The organism is Pedobacter sp. N23S346 (genome assembly GCF_048515415.1).
GTDB lineage: Bacteria > Bacteroidota > Bacteroidia > Sphingobacteriales > Sphingobacteriaceae > Pedobacter.
The window spans coordinates 140,985-164,831 of record NZ_JBLYEE010000001.1 but is presented as its reverse complement, the minus strand read 5'-3'; the positions used below and the strand labels follow the sequence as shown (position 1 = coordinate 164,831).

General features: G+C 38.3%; 20 protein-coding genes. 16 read left to right on the top strand and 4 right to left on the bottom strand.

What is annotated here, in order from left to right:
- Positions 1 to 20: 20 nt before the first annotated feature.
- Positions 21 to 959 carry a hypothetical protein gene (locus ACN1CD_RS00710; RefSeq protein ID WP_419128328.1) on the bottom strand — a complete coding sequence of 313 codons (939 nt, stop codon included), beginning with the start codon at positions 957 to 959 and terminating at the stop codon, positions 21 to 23.
- Between the two features lie 367 nt (positions 960 to 1,326).
- Between ACN1CD_RS00710 and ACN1CD_RS00705 the strand changes: the two genes are divergently transcribed.
- The 7 genes from ACN1CD_RS00705 (at position 1,327) to ACN1CD_RS00675 (ending at position 7,947) form a co-directional block, all read left to right on the top strand.
- Positions 1,327 to 1,518, top strand: coding sequence for a hypothetical protein (locus tag ACN1CD_RS00705; RefSeq protein ID WP_419128327.1), 192 nt, complete (start codon positions 1,327 to 1,329; stop codon positions 1,516 to 1,518).
- 65 nt (positions 1,519 to 1,583) lie between these two features.
- Complete coding sequence (locus ACN1CD_RS00700; RefSeq protein ID WP_419128326.1) at positions 1,584 to 3,227, top strand: tetratricopeptide repeat-containing sensor histidine kinase; 1,644 nt, start codon at positions 1,584 to 1,586, stop codon at positions 3,225 to 3,227.
- 6 nt (positions 3,228 to 3,233) lie between these two features.
- Positions 3,234 to 3,905: a response regulator gene (locus ACN1CD_RS00695; RefSeq protein ID WP_419128325.1), complete on the top strand. Its 672-nt coding sequence runs from the start codon at positions 3,234 to 3,236 to the stop codon at positions 3,903 to 3,905.
- A gap of 716 nt (positions 3,906 to 4,621) precedes the next feature.
- Positions 4,622 to 5,137: a thermonuclease family protein gene (locus ACN1CD_RS00690; protein ID WP_419128323.1), complete on the top strand. Its 516-nt coding sequence runs from the start codon at positions 4,622 to 4,624 to the stop codon at positions 5,135 to 5,137.
- Positions 5,138 to 5,714: 577 nt separating this feature from the next.
- Positions 5,715 to 6,233 carry an RNA polymerase sigma factor gene (locus ACN1CD_RS00685; RefSeq protein WP_419128322.1) on the top strand — a complete coding sequence of 173 codons (519 nt, stop codon included), beginning with the start codon at positions 5,715 to 5,717 and terminating at the stop codon, positions 6,231 to 6,233.
- The gene (locus tag ACN1CD_RS00680) at positions 6,226 to 7,023 is read left to right on the top strand and encodes a HEAT repeat domain-containing protein (RefSeq protein ID WP_419128321.1); all 798 of its coding nucleotides are present in this window, start codon (positions 6,226 to 6,228) and stop codon (positions 7,021 to 7,023) included. Before ACN1CD_RS00685 ends, ACN1CD_RS00680 begins: the two co-directional genes overlap by 8 nt.
- Positions 7,024 to 7,044: 21 nt before the next feature.
- Positions 7,045 to 7,947 (top strand): DUF4097 family beta strand repeat-containing protein, encoded by a 903-nt coding sequence (locus tag ACN1CD_RS00675; protein WP_419128320.1) that lies wholly within the window; start codon positions 7,045 to 7,047, stop codon positions 7,945 to 7,947.
- A 552-nt stretch (positions 7,948 to 8,499) separates the two neighbouring features.
- On the opposite strand, the gene ACN1CD_RS00670 is transcribed toward ACN1CD_RS00675, so the two are convergent.
- Together ACN1CD_RS00670 and ACN1CD_RS00665 are read right to left on the bottom strand one after the other, a co-directional pair.
- Positions 8,500 to 8,889, bottom strand: a complete 390-nt coding sequence (locus tag ACN1CD_RS00670) for a RidA family protein (protein ID WP_419128319.1) — start codon at positions 8,887 to 8,889, stop codon at positions 8,500 to 8,502.
- Positions 8,890 to 8,994: 105 nt separating this feature from the next.
- Entirely contained in the window at positions 8,995 to 9,558 is a 564-nt protein-coding gene (locus ACN1CD_RS00665) for a Crp/Fnr family transcriptional regulator (protein WP_419128318.1), read from the bottom strand.
- Positions 9,559 to 9,771: 213 nt separating this feature from the next.
- On the opposite strand from ACN1CD_RS00665, the gene ACN1CD_RS00660 reads away from it, so the two are divergent.
- The 9 genes from ACN1CD_RS00660 (at position 9,772) to ACN1CD_RS00620 (ending at position 22,285) form a co-directional block, all read left to right on the top strand.
- On the top strand, positions 9,772 to 11,310 hold the full coding sequence (locus tag ACN1CD_RS00660; protein WP_419128317.1) for a hypothetical protein: 1,539 nt from the start codon (positions 9,772 to 9,774) through the stop codon (positions 11,308 to 11,310).
- 30 nt (positions 11,311 to 11,340) lie between these two features.
- Positions 11,341 to 11,679, top strand: a complete 339-nt coding sequence (locus ACN1CD_RS00655; RefSeq protein WP_419128316.1) for a hypothetical protein — start codon at positions 11,341 to 11,343, stop codon at positions 11,677 to 11,679.
- Positions 11,680 to 11,691: 12 nt separating this feature from the next.
- Positions 11,692 to 13,335 carry a hypothetical protein gene (locus ACN1CD_RS00650; protein WP_419128315.1) on the top strand — a complete coding sequence of 548 codons (1,644 nt, stop codon included), beginning with the start codon at positions 11,692 to 11,694 and terminating at the stop codon, positions 13,333 to 13,335.
- A 6-nt stretch (positions 13,336 to 13,341) separates the two neighbouring features.
- Positions 13,342 to 17,244, top strand: a complete 3,903-nt coding sequence (locus ACN1CD_RS00645) for a hypothetical protein (protein WP_419128314.1) — start codon at positions 13,342 to 13,344, stop codon at positions 17,242 to 17,244.
- A gap of 2 nt (positions 17,245 to 17,246) precedes the next feature.
- Positions 17,247 to 18,572, top strand: a complete 1,326-nt coding sequence (locus ACN1CD_RS00640) for a hypothetical protein (protein WP_419128313.1) — start codon at positions 17,247 to 17,249, stop codon at positions 18,570 to 18,572.
- Between the two features lie 24 nt (positions 18,573 to 18,596).
- The gene (locus ACN1CD_RS00635) at positions 18,597 to 19,163 is read left to right on the top strand and encodes a TerD family protein (RefSeq protein ID WP_419128312.1); all 567 of its coding nucleotides are present in this window, start codon (positions 18,597 to 18,599) and stop codon (positions 19,161 to 19,163) included.
- A 6-nt stretch (positions 19,164 to 19,169) separates the two neighbouring features.
- Complete coding sequence (locus tag ACN1CD_RS00630; RefSeq protein WP_419128311.1) at positions 19,170 to 19,823, top strand: TerD family protein; 654 nt, start codon at positions 19,170 to 19,172, stop codon at positions 19,821 to 19,823.
- A 12-nt stretch (positions 19,824 to 19,835) separates the two neighbouring features.
- Positions 19,836 to 20,534: an OmpA family protein gene (locus ACN1CD_RS00625; protein WP_419128310.1), complete on the top strand. Its 699-nt coding sequence runs from the start codon at positions 19,836 to 19,838 to the stop codon at positions 20,532 to 20,534.
- A gap of 1,139 nt (positions 20,535 to 21,673) precedes the next feature.
- Positions 21,674 to 22,285: a GIN domain-containing protein gene (locus ACN1CD_RS00620; RefSeq protein WP_419128309.1), complete on the top strand. Its 612-nt coding sequence runs from the start codon at positions 21,674 to 21,676 to the stop codon at positions 22,283 to 22,285.
- 421 nt (positions 22,286 to 22,706) lie between these two features.
- On the opposite strand, the gene ACN1CD_RS00615 is transcribed toward ACN1CD_RS00620, so the two are convergent.
- Positions 22,707 to 23,843, bottom strand: a complete 1,137-nt coding sequence (locus ACN1CD_RS00615; RefSeq protein WP_419128308.1) for a cytochrome-c peroxidase — start codon at positions 23,841 to 23,843, stop codon at positions 22,707 to 22,709.
- Positions 23,844 to 23,847 lie beyond the last annotated feature (4 nt).

The window sequence follows — 23,847 nt, the reverse complement described above, 5'->3', positions numbered from 1 at the left end:
CGCATCGGGATTTTTTGTTTTTATAGCTGTTTGGCGAGCTTTTTCTGAATAACATACTTGTTCAGAATGTAATCCGTCATTGGCATCAGTCTTTTTGTGCGATCTGTGGGTACACCTCCAGGTGCAGTGTAAAAATCTATGCTATCTGTCCAGACCTTATTGTACCATACTTTTCTGACAGAATTTTCGGTAAGCGTATCCGGGCGGAGTATTTTTTTTAAATTATCTGCCGTTTCTTCATTAAAGGCAATAACGGAAGTATTAGCCAGCCTTTCATCACAAGCAATTGATATGTACTGCTTCCCATTCCAATACATACATTGTTTATTTTCTTTGAAAAGAATGTAAGATGCAGTTAAAACACCAACCACAACTGCAAATGAGGCAACAGCCTTATTATATTTTTTGGGGAAACCGAAGGTATTATTCTCCTTTATAGGTTTCGGATCTTCAACTATGGTTTGAATTGTCCTGATTTCAGGTCTTTTTTCTACTTCTTTATTTGAAGCATCTATTTTCTCTTCAACTGCTGGTATCTCTACATTAGGTGGAGGATTATTTTCTATAAGAGTTTCTTCGATTTTATCTATTGGTGTCGATATATGGTAAGCATCATCCATTTGATATGGGCGAGGTTGAAAATCAATAAACCAAGCTAAAAGTTCAATATTACGATCATGCGTACCCTCGTTTTTACCTTTCAAGTAATTATCTAAAGGTTTGAATTTATCTGCGCTGGAGATCTTAATTCTTTGATAATATTCTTCTTTGCTATTTCGCAAACCAAATATTGCTCTGAAAGTCTCAAAATCCTTTTCCGTGCATCGGTCTTTAAAAATATCCAAGCATTCATTTTTGAGATTCGCAGGACTCGGCCGCTTTAAAGCTGGTGAAAGTAATCTGTCTTCTTCCATTTTTTCAAAAGCGCTAATTACTTGTCTCTTGTATAATTCAAACATAAGGAATCGTTAATCCGCACAAAGTAATTGGAATTTTTGGAATCACCAAACGGATTACCGGAATTCAATTGGAATGATCAGAATTACTGGAATTGCCTGCATATCTGCCCTTTAAACCACCCTACATTTGTTCCAGACAATCAGCGCAAGTGTTGTGAAAAAAGAAAAACAACGCCGTGCAGATTTCTAAATAAAGACAAAGATGCGGAAGTAAATAGCCGGTTTGGGAAGCAGTTATCAGCTTCCGCATTTGAGTCTCCTACTTCCCAAAAATTTTCAGAAGGCCTTCTGATTTACAACCGTAACAACCCCCTCGCATGGTGCGAGGGGAATTACAAAAGTATTTCACTTTTAAAATTTTTGAATCATGTTTATTCCATTATTTATTGCCATATTATTAGGATTTGTTAGTCCTTCAACTACGCCATGTGCCGGCGGCCCAACCACTACTGTAAATGCAACCAACAGTGAAGATGGTAATGATGGCGAAGATCCAGGGGATCAACCTCCAGGTGACGATACTGGTGGGGAGACTGGACATATCCCTAATAAAGGATAATGCGTGTATTTGTAAGGCAAGGAAACTTGCCTTACTTTCTTTATATTTGAGCAAACATAATATCCTTGAAAAATAGACTGCTCTTAGTGACCATTGTTTTAGGTATTTTAGCTTGTAACAAAAAGCAAAAAACTAATCATCAAATAGATGATATTGATTATGTTAAAGCTGAATCGTTTATGTCTAAAAATAACGATTCAGCTTTTTACTATTTTAATAAAGTGGCGACAAGTTCGAAGGATAGCTTACAAATAGCTAGAGCCTACAACGAAATGGCCATAATACAAGCAGATGCTGGAGATTACTTTGGAAGCCAAGAAACCTTACTTACCTCTCTGAATTTTTTACATGAAAATAGACCAAAAGACTTTTCTTGTCTTGCTTCAAATTACAATGAACTTGGAGCAACTAGCCTTAATATAAAAAATTATGACGCTGCTATTTTATATTATGATTTAGCAATAAAGTTCACAAAGAATAGCGAATTTAAACAGATAATTTCTAATAATAAAGCTGTAGTTTATCAGAAGAATAGGAACTATCAATTGGCCCGTAAAATTTATAATAATGCCATTTCTACTACTACTGATAATAAAGAATATGCAAGAATTTTATCTAATCTTGCCAAAACTAAGTGGCTTCAGAACGAACAATATAATGCTGCTCCAGATTTTCTAAAGGCGTTAGAAATTCGTATAAAGGAAAAGGATGAATGGGGGTTAAATGCTAGTTATTCTCATTTGTCAGATTTTTATTTTAAAAAAAATCTTGATTCTGCCATATATTATTCAACCAAAATGTATAAGATTGCTCGAAATCTTGATAGTCCAGATGATCAACTGGAAGCTTTGCAAAAGCTAATAAAATTATCCCCGACCAATACTGCCAAACAATATTTTGAAATTTATGCCAGCTTATCTGATAGCCTACAAACTGCCCGCAACGCTGCCAAAAATCAATTTGCCCTTGTCCGCTACGAAACAGAAAAACACAAAGCTGATAATCTCAAATTACAAAAAGAGAACGGTGAAAAGAAATACCAAATCATCATCATCTCTTCAGTCGCGTTATTCATCTTAGTAGGTGGTATTTTCTGGTATCGCAAAAGAAAAAGAGATATTGAAATAAAAAGCCAAAAAGCCATCACCGATAGTAAATTAAAGACTTCTAAAAAGGTACACGATGTGGTAGCCAATGGCTTGTACCGGGTAATGACGGAAATCGAAAACCAGCAGGATCTTGATCGAGATCACGTACTGGATAAAATTGAAGACCTTTATGAAAAATCACGGGATATCTCGTATGAAAAACCAACGGAAGCCAATAAACCTTTTCATGAAATCCTTTCTGCAATATTAACTTCATTCGCAACAGAAAACAGAAAAGTATTAATTGCAGGTAATGATGCCGAATTGTGGCTGAAAGTGAGCGAGCAAACCAAATACGAACTCGAACACATTATTCAGGAGCTGATGGTGAATATGAAAAAACATAGCCAGGCCAGCAATGTGGTGATGCGGTTTGAAAATAATGGCGAACAAATCAAAATTTATTACACCGATAATGGTGTGGGAATGCCCAAAGACAAAGAATTTAATAATGGTTTGCGGAATACGGGAAACCGTATAGAAGAAATTAATGGAGCAATTATCTTTGATACCGAAGTGGAAAAAGGGCTTAAAATCCAGATCTCCTTTCCTATTTCCTAAATATTAATGATGATGTTTAAAAGCGTATTAATTGCAGAAGACCATGAAATGACCAGCATTTCTGTGCGTAAAACTTTAGAAGACCTGAATATTACAAGAACTGAATACACCTATTATTGCGATGATGCTTTAATGCATATCAAAAAAAATATGCAAGGTGAAGCACCATTTGATTTACTCATTACTGATCTTTCTTTCGAGGAAGACCACCGGAAACAAGAAATTGCCGGAGGGGTAGAACTTATTGAGGCGGTGAAAAAAATAGCCCCAAATATTAAGGTGCTTGTATTCTCTGCAGAAAACAAACCTGCATTGATTGATGACCTTTTTAAAAAATATGGCATCAATGGTTTCGTGCGTAAAGCACGCCATGATGCTAAAGACCTGAAGCTGGCCATTGATGCTTTGGCAAAAGGCAAAACCTATCTTTCGCCCGATTTAAAACAAAGTGTAAAACAAAAAAATACTTTCGAATTTACCAATTACGACATCACAATTATCTCTCTGCTCTCTCAGGGTACGCTTCAAAAAAACATTCCCTCTTATTTGCAGGAAAACAACATCAAACCATCGGGTTTAAGTAGTGTTGAAAAACGATTAAATATGATGAAAGAGGTATTGGAATTCTCTAAAAATGAGCAATTGGTGGCTTATTGTAAAGACTTTGGCATTATTTAATCAGTAAAATTTAAATAATTTGTAGTGATGAGCAAAAGCTACATTCCATTCTCAAATATTTACCGTTAAAACTGACGAAGTTTTCCTCCGCACTTTCCCTTTGAAACTTCGCAAGTTAACTTGGCATTTCAATTCAAACATCAAGGCATTAAGATATTGAGCCCTAATTTAGATTTCTTAATGCCTTAATGTTTATAAACTGATGAGTTCTCTGCCTTTTGCCTGGATCCTGGTTGTAGCGTCTCGCTAAGACCACATTTAATTTAACATTAAGATTTTGAGCACTCATCAACCATCCTAAACACATTTATTATTTTTATGTTAAATAATTGATGTTTACGGTTTCCCGTATAAAATCCCTTCTGATCATCACTAATTTTGAGCTCAGAAAATCACCCAAAAAATAATATCGAATAACAATTAGCGCTCGGAAAAATGTTGAGGTTGCCTTAAGGTTGAATAAAATAAAACTGGCAACCTCACATTTTAAAGTTTGTAAAAGTATTGTCCATACATCCCATGAAAATTCTTTTCTTATCTTTTTTCTTTTTGGCAACGGCTACTTGCAAAGAAACCACAACAGTTTACCTTTGTAACAGCGGAGGTAGCAAAAAATATCACCTCAGCACCGGTTGTCGCGGCCTGAGTAATTGCAATCACAAATTAATTTCAATCTCCTTAGATAAAGCAAGAGATCAGGGTAAAACCTTATGTAAATGGGAAAAATAACTACACTTGTTTTACTGCTGTTGATTCAGCCTTTTTTACAAAAGATAGAATCGCAGAACTTAAACCTCAAAAACCAGACTTTCAGTGCAAAAGTGATTCGTATTATGGATGGCGATACGATGGAAGTTCTCTACAAAAATACCCCGATAAAAATTCGTCTGGCCCATATTGATTGTCCGGAGAAACGACGCTCACAACCTTTCGGTAATAATGCGAAGCAAGCGCTATCTGATTTATGTTTCGGACAATATGTAATGGTGTATGGTCAGAAATATGATCGGTATAAACGGTTAATTGCGGTGGTCAGCAATCAAAGAAAGCAAGTAATTAATCAGGAAATGATCAGGCAGGGAATGGCATGGCACTATAAAAAATATTCTACTGATGTTCTTTATTCGCAACTTGAAATCATCGCGAGAAAAAATAAAGTAGGTTTATGGCGGGATATAAATCCAATAGCACCATGGGAATGGCGTAAGCCAAAACCAAAACTGCATGTTTAATTTCTCTGTTGGTTAATGCTTCAGGAATCAAGCTAAAAAGAAAACGGGAATCATACTATGGACGACTCCCGTTTAATCTAAATTAACGCTCTCCATATAAAGACGGGGATTTTCGATCATTATTGTATGGGCTTGAAAATATTTTTCTCCCGGGCTTTTCTGCTATCGCTAAAAAGAAAACGGGAATCATCCTTATGGACGACTCCCGTTTAATCTAAATTAACGCTCTCCATATAAAGACGGGGATTTTCGATCATTATTGTATTGAGCTTAAAATATTTTTATTTTTTAATATCGCCAAGCCGTTTACAAAAGAGGTTTAACCACTTAGAAAGCGCTTCCCACAGTTAAACACTAGGTTTAGAATCAGCCTCATCCTGAATTATTTATCAATTTCAAATTAACCTTTTTTGCCGATCTTTACGGATATAGCTCACAGTTGCTTAATTATTTCAAAAAATCAGTGTAGCGATGCAACATTATTAACCATCCTGCGACTACAAGATAGAAACCCATTAGAATAACTAAACGCTACTTGCTTCAAAAAGAACACATATCAGATACGGAATTAATTTCCATGTGCATAGAAGGAAAGGACTCTGGCTATACCGGATTGTACAACCGTTATGCGAAGGGAATTTTCAACTCTATAAGCAGACTGATTTCGCATAGTGCAGAAGCTGAAGATATTTTGCAGGAAACATTTTTCACCGCTTTCAGTGATCAGAAGCGATTGAAGGACATCAATAGTTTCGAAGCCTGGGTAAGGAGAATGGCGATTAACAAATCCATCTCTCACCTGAGGCGAAGGAAACTGATGTTTTCAGATCTGGGTGATCATGAGCTCAGGGCCGAAGCGGAATACGACCTCAGAGCAGATGAAATTTTTGAAAGCCGTGTAGAAGATGTCCGCCGTTGCATTAACGAACTCTCGGATGGATATAGAACCATATTGAACCTGTATCTCTTCGAAAAAATGACTCAGGAAGAAATTGCCGTGCTCCTGGATGTTGCGCCCTCTACGGTAAGAACACAATACCACAGGGCAAAAAAGAAAATATTAGTATCACTAAAGGATAAAGCTTATTATGAATGATCCGATAAAAGATTTTGTGGAACAGCACCGGGAAGATTTCGATCATCTGGAGGCACCCCGGTTTGACCTTGCCGGATTTAAAGCTAAACAGGCCCAGGAACCGGTGATAAAAAAGCATCGTGTTTTAAGTATCAAACCTGCACAGTGGATGGCCGCCGCAGCTGTCTTATTGGTTAGTGCTATGGGATTTTGGTTCTTCAATAGGACAGATCAGGCCAAAAGTCCTGAACAGCATGTGGGGATAAAAAAAGACAACACAAGCCAAAAAGTAATTTTGAAGCCAGATGTAAAGGTATTTACCAAAGAGGCACAAAATTTTCAGCTTGCGAAACACGAAACAGCTCCACCAGTAAAAAAGAAAAGGTTTAAAAAAGAGGTTCAGCCCATTGAGCAATTCGACCCAATGCTTATTAAGCAGTTGAGCGACAGTACTTCATCAAGCACCCGTCTTGCCGCAGTTTTAGCCATCAAAAGAAGCGATTTGATTAGTTATGATCTCCTCGATCGCCTGGCAGGAACCATTCAGCAAGATAAAAATAGTAATGTTCGTTTGGCGGCATTAAGTATCCTGGAAAAATATCAGCAGGATGCACATGTTGCTAATTTACTGGTAACGGCACTCCATCATCAGGATGATCCAATGATACAGCTATCGCTGGTTAACCTCCTGGGCAAAATGAAGAACATTAAAATTGATGAGCAACTTTATGCCCTGGTGAATGATCCAACCACAATGGAAGCCGTAAAAGATGAAGCTTACCAGATTTTACTTAAAGAAAATAAATTTTAATCACCGTAAAAAAATAAAAATATGAAATCACAACTAATCTTATTATTCGCCTTATTCACGCTCACCCTATCTGCATCAGCGCAGAAACAATATAAACTCGCTAAAAGCAACGGCAAATTGAACCTCAATATCAGTGGTGCAACGGTAGAGGGTTATGATGGAAATGAAATCATTTTTTCTCTTCCGGAAAACGAGGATGAAGAGGTAGATGAACGCGCTAAAGGATTAAAGGCATTTAACAGTTCGGGTTTTAAAGACAATAGCGGTCTTGGTTATGATGTTACCGTAACAGGAGATGATATCAATGTAAATCCGGTTAGCGTAGGTAACCAATCAAAATTAAGCATTAAGCTACCTAGAAATATCCGTGTTTCTTTCTCTAATAATAGCAACATGTATCAGGATACGGTTACCCTTAAAAATTTAAAAATGGAGATTGATGTATCGGTAACTGGCAATGATATTATGTTAATTAACAATGTTGGGCCAATGAATATTAAAACACTACATGGCTCAGTTGATGCTTCCTTCCCTGCCGACCTGAAAGGACCTATTTCGATTGTATCTGTGCATGGCCATGTTGATGTTGCTCTTCCGACTTCTGTTAAAGCCAATCTTGAAGCTATGAGTAATTATGGGAAAATCTATGCGGCTGATGACCTGAAAATTGTAATCAACCCCATAGCCAATCCGAAAGAAAATGCAAGCGGCCAGCCTGTAAAAACGATGATTATTGGAAAAGGTGTTCAGGCTTTAACTATCAAAAGATTGGCAACCAGCGGTGAAAGCAAAGATGAAACTCCGGTGTTTGGTTATGACGGTGGAAATTATTCAGAAACACTCAATGGAAAAATAAATGGTGGAGGGGTGGATCTCATTCTAAAATCCAACCATGATAACATTTACATCAGAGATAAAAAATAAAATTACCAATTACTTATCATAATTAAAACTTGTCATGTTGGCTTGTCGAAGGACCTTTATGTAATTTTTAAAGGTACTAAATCAAGTTCAGGAGGGCGACCGTTTTAACCCACCGTTCATACGAATGCGAAAAATGGTTTGGTGTTAAATGAAGTTGATGGGTGGCAATAGCAGTATTGTCAACACTACGCTCTATGTTGACAATACTGCTATTGCCGCCCTGCTCTCCGGCCTAGGAAATGATGGAAGGAGAAAACGTTTAAAGCTTCTACCACAATTTTTCATACCACCACTGCCCAAGTCAGCACATTCTCTCCCGATTCTTCATCGGGTGCTTGTGCTGCCAAAATAAAGCTTTAACGAATTTATCCGACATCAGGTCCAAGCCTTGATTTTTTTGTTACTTTTTTGATCAAGCAAAAAAGTAAGAGCCCTTCGGCGGCCAGCCGAGGCAAGCCAGCGCAGCAGAAAGGCCCATTGCTGCGCTACCATCGAAGTATATTTGTTAGATACTTGTATTTCAGTGATATAAATTAAATACAGTAAAATCTTCTACTTTACTACAGTGGCCTCCAATTCTACCTTTAAGGTTTCGAAAAGACTTTTAACCTCCACAACCGTTGTAGCCTGCTGTATGCTATGTTTCACGATCCAGTTTTGCAGGATCTGAAAACTACCAAAAAATGCATTGATATCGGTATGGTAAACATTTAATCGTACGATGTTTCTGCAATCATAATCTGCTTCGGTAATTAGCTGTTCCAGGTTTGCAATGGCCTGGGTAAGTTGAGTTGCCATATCTGCATCACTCGATTTTCCTTCTGCATCAATAGCCGTTTGCCCTGAACAATATAGTGTTCCGGTTACGGCTTTCACTTCTACCGCCTGTACATAATTTCTTTGATCCTGCCATTTCCATGGGTTTATTGCTCGTGTTTCCATTTCAAATTGTTTTAAGCATAGCGAAATTGCTATACCACAAAATTGAAGAAATAGAAAATCAAATCAATTGCGGTACATCACCATTTTAAAGTGAGCTTTGTCACACTAACCAGCCAGCCTGCTGAGGGTTTCTCTGGATACACCGAGGTAAGCAGCCAGTAATGATTTTGGAACCCGCTGAAATAAAGATGGATACTGTTTGAGCAATTGTTCATAACGCTCTTTCGCGTTGGAAGTGAGTAATGATAAAATTCGGCGCTGTGCAGCAATATTGCCGAAATGTGCCTTTTCCAGAAAAAACGATTCTACTTTTTGAAGTTCAGCACATAGCTTTCTGTAATCTGTCAGAGAGATGCACAACACCACAGTATCCTCAATACATTCGAGCGAAAGGGTTGCTGGTGTTTGCGTGAGGTAAGCATGGAAATCGCTTTCCCACCAATCTTCCATGGCAAAAGAAATAATATGTCCCTTACCACTTTCATCATGATGCACCAGCTTGGTTAATCCTGAAACCAGAAAGTACGAATACCTTACCATTTCACCTTCCTGGATAATGAACTGATGCTTTTTATACTTTTTTGTCTCAAAATGACGTTGCACAAAAGCAAACTCTTCATCTGTTAAGGCAACCTGTTTTTCGATATGTTTGCGTAATGTTTGGTACATAAAGGAGAGGTTGAATCTGATTCAGCAAAAATAAGCATTGCTTCTTTCTATCTAACTACTTGATGGATTTTTGATAAATACGGATTCCGAATCACCTGCATTTTGGACATTTTTTTTGAGTAAGAATAAAATCAATGCTTACGGTTTCCCGTAAAAAAGAGCTTTACGGTTCTCCTATTTTTGAGGTATAAATTAAAACAATCCCCTCAGATTATGAAAATTGGTAAAACTTTAGGGTTTACACAAATCGCAGGATTATTAACGCTCTTAATAATCTCTTCCTGCGGCACAGGAAGCAAAACAGCAGATCCGTTTCAGGAAGCAAAATTCGACCCTTTCGATTCTAATTTAGGAAATCGAATTGCTGCATATAATGATACTATCGCGCAAAATGTAACCAGACCAAAAACCGGAAACCCTGCGCTTTATATCGATTTCTCCTCCGGAATAAACAAAGCCTTTAATGAGGCCGGCATCAAAGGTATGATGACTGATTGCTTCAATACCATTCTCGCCAGCAAATTTGAAGTCTACAAATTGGGTTCGAATAAAGTAACACCAATGAATGTAGCCAACTCCACAGAATTGGGGCAACAGGTAAGCGATCCGAAACAATACCTGGATATCTGGGCGCCAATACAATCAGCCGTAGATAAAATTGTTGATGGTAATAACGACGCACTTCTGATTACCGATTTCGAAGAATGGCAATCAAATGCAGAAGTAACCAGTACCGCTTTCTTAAAAATTCCATTTTCAAAATGGTTAAAAAAAGGAAACAGCATCCACTTTTTTGTTGTGGATTATAAAGAAGGTACGGTTGCTAAACACCTTTATTTTACGGTTTTTAGTTCCGGGAAACCAGATGCATCAAGTTTAATTACTAAACTTTCACCCAAACTATCACCTTTAGCGGTACAATTTGACTTATCGGATCAAACCTACCGTTTGCGAACAGATTATCCTTCTGTGAAATCAGGCGGAATTTTTTACGATGTGAATGCAAAATCAGAAAACGCCAGAAATGTACTCGACTTAAAGGAAAACTACATCAACGGGTTGAAAGACGGCCATTCGTTTGAGTTTTATCCATTAGGATTAGACTGGAAAACAATCAGTGAACTTCATGCTTCGTATGCCAGCCAAAATCAGTTTAACGATTTTTTTAGAAAGCTCTTTGTAGACCTGAGTAATCAAGACAGCTATGTTTTCGGGAATTTTGAGGTTAAGGTTTCGGATGTAACGACTGATTTTGAAAATTTTGCCAAATATGATGAAGCAAAGAAACACAAGCCGAAACTGGCTAAAGGAAATAATGGGGAAGCTAAGTTAGCCGATAATCAAGACGACCCAATTGCATCAGGTTGCTACAATGCAGATGGAAAATTAAAAGCAGAATGGATTTACAAACCACAGGCCCCCGCTAGTTTAAACGAGGTGTTTGCTTTGAATAAAGCACTGTTTGATAATACAAAAGCATCAGGATTAAAGAATGTAGAATTAGGTGTCATTTTTCATCCAAAGTTCGATTTAAAAAATATTCAGAATCCTGAAGGCTTAATTAAAGTAGATCTTGTTTTAGCCAGCGCAGAAGCCAATTTATCCAATGCGAAGCTGGCAAAATTTCAATGGATTAATGCCAGGAACAAACCCAATACCGCCCTTTCAGAATCTATAAAAAACACCTTGACAGAACTTGCTCCAACAGGCAAAACAGTCTATTCATATTACATCAAAACCAAAAGTAACTAACTAAAACTTAATCATCAAATCGATCAAAAAATGGAATCTACATCAGCGTACATCATATCAATTATTACTGCATTATTTTTTCTCCTGCTCGCCGTTATTATTGCAAATGCCATCAAATATGAGGGAGGCAGTAACCCCAGCGATCCAAAATCAAGAAAAACCTGGTTCTGGCTTTTAGCCGCATTAAATCCTATTGTCTGTTTTTTATTGGGCTACTTCGTTTTCAGGCCCGATGCCAATATGATGGTGTTGAACAACTATGTAAATGCGCTAAGCATCGGCACAGCTGTTGGCTTTTTGCTATACATCGTCTTGGGCTTCGTGTTGAGCAAAATATTTGCAAATGGAAAAATTGGTCACTGGTTTTAAGCTGAACGCCCAATGGATAAATTATTCGTAATTGCAATAGGCGGCACAGGGATGCGCTGTCTGGAATCATTCACCCACCTCTGTGGGATCGGAATGTTCGATAATCAGGAAATAGAAATATTAACCTTAGATACTGATCAGAACAATGGCAATAAAGGCCGTGTGGAAGAATTGATTGCGGTTTACAACCGAATTAAATCTACCGATGTGGCTGCTGGCGGAACCCCGAATGCCAATACTTTTTTCTCTGCAAAATTAAATTTACACCGTTTTTTTACCAACTATTCTGGATTAGGACGGGAAACTTATAAGAACATTTCCAAAATTACTACAGGTTCAACAGAGCAACAGAAAGCCAATAAATTGATTTCTGATTTGTTTCTGGATACGGCATCGGTACAAGAATTTTCTTTGGAACACGGTTATCGTGCCCAAACCCATCTGGGTTCGATGTTAATGTACCATGGAATTGTAGAGGCTGCCAAAAACCTGGTGAAAGGTACTGTGGTGCAATCTCAGGAAAGAGAATTAGATGGTTTCATCACTAAACTGGAAAGTGTCGGGGCAAACGCGAGGGTGTTTATTTTCGGTTCGGTATTTGGCGGTACTGGTGCATCATCTATTCCGGTTATTCCAAAAGCACTTCAGGATTTCGTTAAAATTCGTTCCAACGGCAATTCCAGTATCGATTTTGCTAAGGCAAAGTTCGGAGCTACACTACTTACGGAATATTTCACCTTTGGCAAGCCAGATGATCAGCAAAAGAAAAGCAAGGCGAACAGCGTAATTGCCGATTCATCTTTCTTCCCCATTAATAGCCAGGCGGCCTTACAGTTTTACCAAAGCGATCCTACCGTTCAAAAGTGTTATAAGCTTCTGTACCATATTGGCTGGCCGATAGAAAGTAAAAAGATAGATGGCTACAACTCATCCAACAAAACCATTACCGGCGGAACGGAACAGGTAAATGGCTGCCACATTACAGAACTGCTTTGTGCCTGTGCTGCTTACGATTTCTTTACCCGTAAAGACGGATTTAGCAGCGCCAAGGCCGAATATTTGTATAAAGCTGTAGAATTTACAGACAATTCATTCAATTTTTCTTTCGATGATTTTGTTGGAAATGAAAATAAAGCCGGCGAAATCTTTGTCAATAAATTAGGAGCATTTTTCTCACTAGCACACATCTCCCTCACTAAAAATGGCGCCGCATTTAATGATTCGGGGATCAAAGGTTTCATTAAACAATGTGAAAACCAGAAACTGAATCAATACAGCACCATTTCAGATGCAGAATGCAAAGACATCAACGAATATTTCAAACTTTTTGCCTATACATTTAAAGATGCCAAATTTGTGCCGGGCTGGTTATACCAGGTTAGAAATTCTGTTGCACCGGGCAAATTTTTATTTCAAAGCAAAGCCTTTCCAGATAATCAGGTAGAGTTAAAAAAACTAGATGTAGGTACCATCTTTCTGGATGAAAAACACCATTGGGCTAAGGGCGGACTTTTCGGCGATCGATATGACACTTTTGTTTCGAAACTGATCAACACCAATCCGCAGGATGAGCAAAAGGTAAACACCACAAAGGAAAAATTTCTGGCGCACATTTTTAATGCACTTACCATTTCACAAAACTTCGATATAAACTAAAGGAACATGTCAGATAAAAGAATAAAGGCACTGGCTATAAAAGTTCATGCTAAAACTGAACCCAATGGCGTTGAATTTGCATGGGACAAAATACCCCAGTTAGAAGTTTTTACCAAAAATATTTTAATCCCGGAGATTGCAGTAGATCAGGAAGGCAATTCTTCAGTGAATATTGGTACCATCGTATCAGGAATTCCATCTGTATTTGCAAGGGCAAACCTGTTCAAAAGTGCGCTGGATAATATTCAGGATAAAGATGCAGAAAGCGCAGGCTTAATGCTTTTTTATAAATCGCTGGTTAGTGAGTGGAAAGGTTTTATCAGCTGTATAGCTTTAAACTATAAAGATATCGAATCAAATAGAATTCAACTATCTTATTCTGACGGACAAGGATTAAGTACCACGGCAAATATTTATGAGCCTGTAGGTGCGTTTGGCAATATGTTGTTCGAAAGGCAGCCGCTTTGGTGTGATCAGTCTTTATCAAATAATGCAGATAAAATCCCTTTTATAGATGTCATTTCTTACAAAGGCATTGTAGTAGGCGGAACTTCGCCGGATAGTTTCCTTTTCACATCTGTAGCCTATCAAATTAAAGAAAAACTACCTTTTGTAAATGTTCAGAATGGAAAGTTTATCGATCCTTTGCAATCGGAACTTAATCCGCAAGAACTTTTTAAAATTTATGGTTATGCCAGGTATATCCTAAAAAACATAGAGAAATTCAGGTTAAATTATTCAGGCTTAGCAGAATTTATCAGGCCTGAATATGGGAACATCTCTAGTTGCATGCAAGGTTGGTTAGATGAAATGGTTGTTTATCAGCAGCAAAAAGGTTACCCTAAACTGGATCAGGCGGCAGCGCCTGAAGTGGGTGCGCTGTTTACTTATCCATTCAGTATTCTTTTCAATTATTCTACAGAATTATATGGTTCAGAAGGGATTATCTACAGCGAATCAAGAGATGGTAGTATCGTTTTCGATCCAAAAGATCTTTTACTTCCCGATACTACTGAAATTGCCCAGATAGATTTCGGGCGATATGGAATGGAAACCAAAGATTATTTAAAAACTAAACCGATCTTATTACTGAGTGCTGAAACGAAAGGTCAGCCAGGCCATTACGCCTATTTTACTTTGCCCCTCACGCCTTTGGCTTTAAATGTTTTTGGTGCTACGCTCGATGCTTTAGTAGGTTTATCTGAAGCTTCTAATGTGAAATCAAGAATTACCGCTTTATATGATCCGGAGGATAAAGATGGCGAACGTTTGATTGTGAACCTGAAGTTATATACGGAAGCCGGAAATGAAATTGTAAAGGAAGTTATTTATAAAGTTACCTCATCATCTATCGTAGGCAAAGATATTTTGATGTGGCCAAATTTCATTTCTAAACAATGGAACAGATATTTTATTTATTCAGAGATTCCACACAACGATGCTAAATTCCAGACTACTCCATTTATCGGGAATGTAGAAGATGATTTTTTCAGGATTGTATTGGATGAGAAAGGTGTTCCATTATACTTGGCAAACGATGGTAAAGCAGCCAATATTCCAGAAAAATACGGAAACATTAAAGCGCAATTGCACATCGCTTCTAACAATGCAGTAGCCGATAATAAATACAAATATGAAATTTATGAAAGCAATAAGCCGTTTAAAGGAATAAAATTTGCCTACGCGGGCATTGATTGTGGATTTGGTATTATCCGTTATGATGGATCAGGAAATGCGCAATCTTTGCCCGTAAACATGCTGAATTCTCCAAAATCGCTATCAAAGGCATTTTTAGGAATAGATTTCGGTAGTACCAATTCTTCCATCGCCTATTTTTCTGATACTAAAAATGAGGTTTGTGAAAGCTTAAAACTGAGTAACAAAAGGGTTTCTCTTTTATCAACCGATACTAAAAATAATGATGAAAGGCCAGCAGTAGAAGACGAGATTTTCTTCTTTCAAAATGATGAAATTTTAACCAACTCCATTAAGTCGGTATTAACCATTCACGATTCCCGAAGGGTGGTGAATGATGGCAGTGTGCTCAACCATTCACTCATGGCACAAGCGGTTAAAGGTGGTTTTCCTTGTTTTGAAAAAAACCTGCCAATAGAATCTGCTGAAGATAACCGATACATTTTAGGTTATAACAGAATTGGAAAGGCAGAGCTGGTTTACAATATGAAATGGTCTACACAGCCTATCGATAAAAGTTATAAAACAGCCTACCTGAGTTCTTTACTATTGCATGTTTATGCGCAGTTATTTATCGAAGGCCATGAACCCCACACGCTAAAATGGTCTTACCCATCATCAATGGGAAAAGAGTTATTAAGTGAATACAGGGCCATTTGGGATTCGCTTAGGGAGATTTCACCCATAGAAAGCGATGTGAAACTGAAAACTTACCCACCATCTGATTTAGCCGATATTGGGGAAACATCCGGCGCCAGTAGCTGGAGTGCGCCTGTAGCCGGTTCGAGCTGGAGCGATACCAGTAATGAAGCGCCTGTTGCAGGATCTGCCTGGGGTTCATCTCCGGTTACCGGTTCAAATTGGGGAAGCGAGCCGCAACCTGCAGCAAATGGCTGGGCAAGCGAAACGCGGAAGCCAACAGCCGTTATTGATATTAAAACGGAAACAGGACCTTTAAGGTTCGACTTTAAAAAATTAGGCAACGAAGAATCGCTTTCTGAAGCCTGTGCCGTAGCGAATTACCTGGTGAGGCCAAATGGTGGATACTCCATTGGCCCTAATGAACTGGTACTGTGTTTTGACATTGGCGGAAGCACAACTGATATTACGGCGCTGTGCCAAATGGATGGTGGTAAGGCGATGATTAAACAAAATTCTATCCGCTTTGCTGCCGAAAGAATTGCGCAGGCCACTAAGTTTTCGCCAAACTTTAAAAACGTTTTGCTGAAAATGTGTGAGCGGAAGAACATTTCCATTCAGGGTTTAAATGCGGGTACACCTAAATACAACGAAAATACCGCTCCGTACTATTTTGAACAGGTGGTTGATCGATTGGAAGCGGCAGATTTTGAAGCCTTTTACCTCTTAATTGCTGCCGAATGTAAAGAAATGATGAGCGTTAACTTATATGTTACCGGCCTGATTATGTTTTATGCAGGGCAACTGGCTTACAAACTTCGGAATGAAATTTTGAGGTCTGAAGATGCACCTCCGGCAGTTAAAGCCATTCCACCAAAAATTAAAATTGCCTTTGCGGGTAAGGGATCGAGAATATTCGACTGGTTTGCCGCTGTAAATTCATCCGCAGCAGAAGATTATTATACCCAAATGTTTATCAGAGGGATGGGCGGGGAATCGGTAGCCAAACAAACAATTAGTCCGGTTAGCATTAATCCTTTAAAGATCATCGATATTAATTCTCATCGGGGAACAGACAATGCCGACGTGAAATACGAGGTATCTAAAGGACTGGCTATTCCAACCAACTTCACCAGCATCCTGGTGCCTACAAATAAGCAGGCCATCGAAATTCTGGGGGAAGAAAACTTCTGTGTGGTAACGCCAAGCGGAGAATTTAAATATATAGAAGCTACGAATTCGATCACGCCAGAAATGCTGGAACATATTGGTAATCATTTCATTTGCCTTCCGCCAGATGGCAAACCACATTGCCCGAGGTTTATGGATTTTGCAGATTTATTCTTTAAAGTTTCGTCTGGCATGTTCGGCCTTAAAATGAACGCATCTGATTTTATGGCTGGCTTCCAGGATATGAATATCGAAAATTACATTAAAGGAGAACCGGGCTTTATCCGTGCACAAAAACGTAAACATGAAGATCAGAAAGATTTCGATTACGTGGCTCCAATTATCATTTTAGAAGGGATGAAATTCTTCGAAAAGCATTTACTTAAAGGCATTCAAAAGGTATAATTATGAAGTTTTGTGTGCTGGCGAAAATTTCTAAGCGTACGGTTTCCTTTTGGTATCAATCTGGAAGCGATGCCTATGCGCCTTTGATTATAAAGGAATCAAACGAGATTCCTTTATATTTCTACGTAAACGGGAACGATTTTCTGTTTGGAAGTGCTGCACGGGATCTTTTTAACAGGCATGATCCATATACTTTTGGTAACTATTTCGAAATTATAAAAGATCCCGCTAAACACTTTACCATTTATGGCAATAAAAAACCTGTAAAACAGCTGCTTTATTATGGGGTAGAGCAATATTTATCCCATTTCCTGAACACCATTCTGTATAAAACCGATTCGATAGAATCTTATCGGCAACACTTTCCGCTGCGGTTTTTATTTGATCAGGATATTGAAGATAATGAGAAATCACTGGTAGAAAACTTGTTTCAGGAAGCGGGTTATTTCAACCTGAACAGGATGCAATATAGTAAGTCGTTTTTTGAGGTGCTGAGTCAAAAACAGGTTCTGTTACCTAACAAAAGCATTCTTTTATTAAGTGGAATAGATAACGTTCTGTACTTAAGCTTGTATAGAGATAAAAATGCAGCCGCCATAGGTTCTTTGAAACTGCAGGGTCAAGGTGCAGATCCAAGGGTAAGGATTTTAGCAGACATGATTGTGGAGTACATTACTTTACAGAATTCCTATTTGTCAATTGATAAGGATAGGGAAATCGCATTATTACTTCCTTTTTGTTCAGGTCTGCTTCAAGGTACAAGTGCCATCATTAATGGTGATGCCGAACTGTCTGATGGAAATAAATATTGGTTTAAAGTGAATACTAATAATCTTCATGAGCGGCTTCTGTATTACTCGAATGATAACATGGTTTATGCTGCAATAGATGATTTATTGAAATTAAATAACCTCAAAGTGGAAGAAGTAATGCTCCTGCTGGGTACTGCAGAAGTAAGTACGGCTTATTTTTTGAACAAACTTTTAAAAAGATATCAATACGTTAAAGCAGTACAACCTACCGATATCAGCGACACCATGAAAGCGCTTTTCACCGAAATCGCTACGGCTGATTATACAGTTCAACTAAAACCCCGGGAACCAGTAATTCCATCGGTATTGCCAGTTACTCCTCCTGTATCTCAAACAAAACCAATTTCCAGACCAGTACTTCCAATGCCTAAACTACCACCACCAATGCCACCTAAAAAAGAGGCTACGGCGCCAAAAATTCCTGGCGGAATTCCAAAACTTCCGGAAATAAAGAATACACCTGATACAAAAACTAATCCTGTTAAACTACCGCCCTTACCTCCAAAAAAAGGATAAAATGGGCTTAACAATTTAAATATAATGGCAATACAATTAGAAAAAAGAAAACCGGTATCACTAAAGAAAGTGCAATCAGGATTAAGAAATATTACGGCCGGATTGGGCTGGGACCCCGCCAATGTTAATGGCCATTCGGTAGACCTCGATATCTCGCTATTTATGCTGGGAGAGAATGGTAAACTGGTTTCCGATGATCATTTTATCTTTTACAACAATGCATCAAGTCCTGATGGTTCTACGGTTTATGCGGGAGATAGCAGAGGTGGCGAAGGGGATGGAGATGATGAGGTGATCAAACTTGATTTATCTGCTATGGATGCCCAGGTAGCGTTTTTATACTTCTCGGTAACCATCGATCAGAGTGAAGAAAGGGGCCATCATTTCGGTCATGTTCAAAATTCTTACATCAACATCAGAAATGCAGCCGATAATGTTATTCTCTGCCAGTTTAAGCTGAAAGATGAATTTACAAACGAAGATTCGGTGGTTTTTGCTTCCATTTCCAGAAACGGTGGCGAATGGAATGTAGAGGCACTTGGCCAGGCATTTTCTGGCGGATTAAACACATTAGTAGAATTATATCAATAAGAAATCATGAGCAGTTTTAACTTAAATAAAGGAGATAGATTTTCGCTGTCCAAGGCAGCACCCGGACTAACCGTTGTTAAAATCGGAATGGGCTGGGACCCAAATGATGAACCTGGCGGACCAGAATTTGATTTAGATGTTTCCGCATTTTCTATCGGAAGCGATTTTAAAATCCCTTCTGATTCCTACTTCACCTTTTATGGTCAGATTAGAATGGGCAATAAAATTGAAGACAAAATCGAAAAAGGATTGTTCAGGCCCTTTACTGAAGATGGTGCCATTATCGGTGCAATAGATGATCCGGATGGAACGAGAAGTGACGGCGATGATGATGAAGACATGTTTATCGACTTATCAAAAGTGAGCCATAAAATAGAGCAAATTATTGTTTGCTGCACTATTTGTAAATATCCAAACGACAATAAAAAAGACCGCAGAACCCTTGATCTTAATTTCGGCAGCGTAAATGATTGTTACATCCGGATTGTAGATGAACGTACCGGATCAGAAATCCTCAGGTATAACCTTAAAGATCAATACACCAATGAAGATGCCGTAGAATTTGGTCGCTTATTCCGTTCCGGAGACAGTTGGGAGTTTGAAGCCATGGGCCGTGCGCATACCGGAAGCTTGCAAACTTTAGTAGATATGTACACTTAAATTCAAAAAATTATGGCATTTAATTTAAATAAAAGTGAGTCGGCAGAAAAAGCCAAAACTCCATTCAACCTTGCTAAAGGAGAAACGGTTGTAGAAACTCCAAAAAGCAGAAACTGGATCATTGGTTTGATTTTAGTTTTGCTTATTGGTGGCGGCCTTTGGTATTATCTTTATACATCTTACGCACAGATATCTGAAAGCATCGTCACAAACCGAAATTTGGTGAAGGATTCTGCTGCAAATGGAAAGTTTTCAAACAATGCTTTGGCTGCTGATAATAATTCTGATACTGCTGACTCAATCGTAAATCCAAAAGATTTGAACATAACAGCTAGTGAACCTGCAAAGCCAGAAGAGAAAAGTGCGCCGAAGCCTTTTTTAAACAGTAAAGTTGCGGCAACATTTGCGCAGGGTACTACCACTTTTGCAGGCAGAAATACCCCACTCATCAAAAAAATTGTTCAATACCTGGCAGCAAACCCTAAAGCTTCCATCAACGTTAATGGTTATGCCAGCAGTGATGGGCCTTTGGCAGCAAATGAAGCAATTGCGCAAAACAGGGCTGACGCATTTAAGAAATATCTGGTTGGACAAGGTGTTGATGAAAACAAAATCGTCGCATTAGGCAAGGGCATTGAAAACCCTATCGCATCAAACGAAAGCGATACTGGAAGAAGAAAAAATAGAAGAGTGGAAATTACTTTCGAATAAAGAATTAAGGAATTATTGTGGCAAAGCAAAAAAAGAGACCAGTTAATAATAAAAAAAGAAACATAAGCGATGTGCTGATAACGCTTGGCATTTTATTTACGATCATTCTTTTTGTCGTAAAAATCACCATAGGAAGCGTTGGATGGTTGGGGGTTTTCGCCCCAATCATTACGGCGTTTTTTTTGGTCTTTATCCTGTCGGCTTTAAAAACAGTGATTAGAAAAATTTAAGTGGAAATTGGATTAATTTAGTACTGTGGAGCTAATAGTTTTAGCATTAATAGATGGCTTTTTTTTACCTCAGCGCGTTAGCAAGGTAGTAAATAAAACGATCGTCATGCTGAACTTGATTCAGCACCTTAACAAAGCTATTATTCAGAGTGCAGCGAAAAATCCCTAGGTAATTCAGCGTGAACTTCAGGATCCCTCCTGTCCAGTTTCCAATTTAAGAATGTTATCCTAAGAAAATGTCTAAATTTCATGAATGAAGATCAACTTGCGAAGTTTTGGTGGCCATTGTTGTGGGAAATACTTCGAAAGTTTTATGGTACTCTTTCATCAAAACTTGCGAAATTCTTCAGCGCACAGGCTTTTGAAATTTCGTAAGTTGATATATTATAATTTTAGACAGTTTCTAAAAAAAAATGCCGCATCGTATTATTTGCTATTACCATTACTTGCAGTTGAAAAACAAAACCCGGCCCACATCGCTGGGTTTTGTTTTTCATTCTAAACTGTCAAACTACGCTGCATTTTTTTCACTTAGGAGCTCAACTTTTTACCACATGGCAGAGGCACATTTAGTTCGATGCCTATTGGAGTCCTGTCGCAGTCCTAAGGCAGGATAGTTGCATTTTAAGGCATGTTATATTAACGAAGTGAAAGTGAGAGATTCAGACTTCAACTCATGGTATCAAAAAAGATCTCTACTGTTTTCAAAGTATTGAAGGCTTTTACAGGCTAAGCTTATTGCTTCAAAGATTAAAAACTCCAATTGTTAACCCCGTTCGTCGAGAAATTACAGGCGTTGGTCTGAATGTAACTGATGCTGGTATAATACAAGCAATTTCGCTGCAACGTTTTCCGGTTACTTGCGTCTCATCAGTATAAAAACAATAAGAAAACCTAAAACATACAGTCATGAAAACGATAGCAAAAACATTATTCGCAGCAGCATTAACAGCAGTATTATTCACTTCATCAGTGATGACAACCTTTGCCTCTGATTCGCTACCAGTAGCATCAGCAACTTCATCGCTAAAAAACATCAACCGGATCTGGGTAAGTGGCAACGTAAAAATTGTACTTACACAGGGCGAAAAAGAAAGTGTAATCGGTGCTGAAAATTATGATGCCACAAAAACATCAGTGAGTAGTAACGGAAAAACTTTATACATCAATTCTATGGAGACTAGCCAGGTTACCCTTAATATCACGGTGAAAGATTTAGAAAGAATAGAAGCATATGGCCAATCGGTAGTGATCACCAATAACAACTTCGATGTTAAAAACCTTCAATTATTCTTAAGCCAAAGTGCCACTGCAAGGATCAAAACAACAGCAACCAGTTTATACACGGTAGTTAAAGAAGATGCCGTATTGAAATTGAATGGAACGGCAGCTGAAAGTACCATGATAGCCACTAACGCAAAAAATGTAAAACTAGGTGATTTTGTAAGTTTAAAATCAGTATCATATGCTTCTGAAACCATTATGGATGCAGAAAAAACAGCAATGACTTTAGCTAAATAAGAAATTCACTTACGCTTTTTAAATATGCAGCTGCCCGAAAGGCAGCTTTTTCTTTTTTAATCCATCTGGTTCAAACATAAAGAAACTGCCTAAATTTAATGAATGAAGATCAACTTACGAAGTTTCGGTGGCCCTTTGTTGGGGGAAATACTTCGAAAGTTTTACGTTACTGCCATCAAAACTTGCGAAATTCTTCAGCCCACAAGCTTTTGAAATTTCGTAAGTTGATAAATTATAGTTTTTAAACAGCTTCTAAGTTCGAACCCTTAAAGATTTATTTTAGGTACAATACAATAATCACTTAAAAATACCGTCTTTATTGGGAGAGCGTTAATTTAGATTAAACGGGAGTCGTCCATAAGGATGATTCCCGTTTTTCATTTTAAAGCTTTTTCCCCTATCCTTTTTAAATATTGTTTTCCTATTTTGGCAGCACAGGAGGCATAATTTTATTTACCTGCGTACTAATTGAGCGGAGAAAAGCCTCTAAAGCTTGTTGCTCTTGGAATGTAAGATTCAGCTTCTTTAACATAGCCGACTTTGGTGTTTTTAAAGAATCGGGTACTTTAGCTGCCAGCGAACGTTGCGCTGCAACTGGATTGCCCAGGTTATAAAACTCAATCACATCACGAAGTGAAGGAAAATTTCCATGGTGCATCCAGGGGCCGGTAATATTTGTTTCGCGAAGCGAAGGCGTTCTGAAAGCACCTACATCCTTAAGCTTTTTGGTTATGTTATATAAGCCCAGGTCTTCAAACCTGGAGCCTAACAGAGCTTGCCCGTCATTATGAAATTTATTATCACTAAACAACGGCGTATTGTGGCAATTAATACACCTGGCCTTGGTACGAAAAAGATGAAGGCCTAATACTTCTTCATCTTTCAATATCGTTTTATTGCCTTTCACAAAAGAGTCAAAGCGGCTATTCGTACTAACAATTCCCCTTTCAAAAGTGGCTATTGCCTGCTGAATTTTATCAAGACTAATCTCTTCACTACCAAAAGCCTGGGTAAATAAAGGTTTGTACCCGGCTATCGCACTGATATTTTTTACCATCACCGTAAGGTCTTCATTCATTTCAACATGATCCTGTATCGGAAAACCAGATTGATGTTCCAGGCTGGTTGCCCGTCCATCCCAAAACAGCTTATTGTAAAAGGCAGTGTTAAAGATAGTCATCGCATTGCGTTTCCCATTCTGGCGATCGTGGCCATAAGAAACCCTTCTACCATCTCCCCAACCCAATTCCGGATCATGGCAGGAAGCACAGGCAATTTGCCGGGAGACTGACATCCGCGGATCAAAAAATAAAATCTTCCCCAGTTTTGCCTTTTCAGCACTATACGGATTACTTTTCGGGTAAACAGGCTTACCCAAAAAGCCGATATCCTTAAAGCCGGGTTTTGCCTCAGCATCCAAAGTTGCAGCGGGCCATTTCGATTGATCACCACTATAAAGCACGCGCAGCTCTTCGATGGTGAAAGACACATTCTGCAAAAAAGCGGTACTAATGATAAAGAAAATAATACCACTCAGGATGATTGCAAGTCTTTTCATTTCA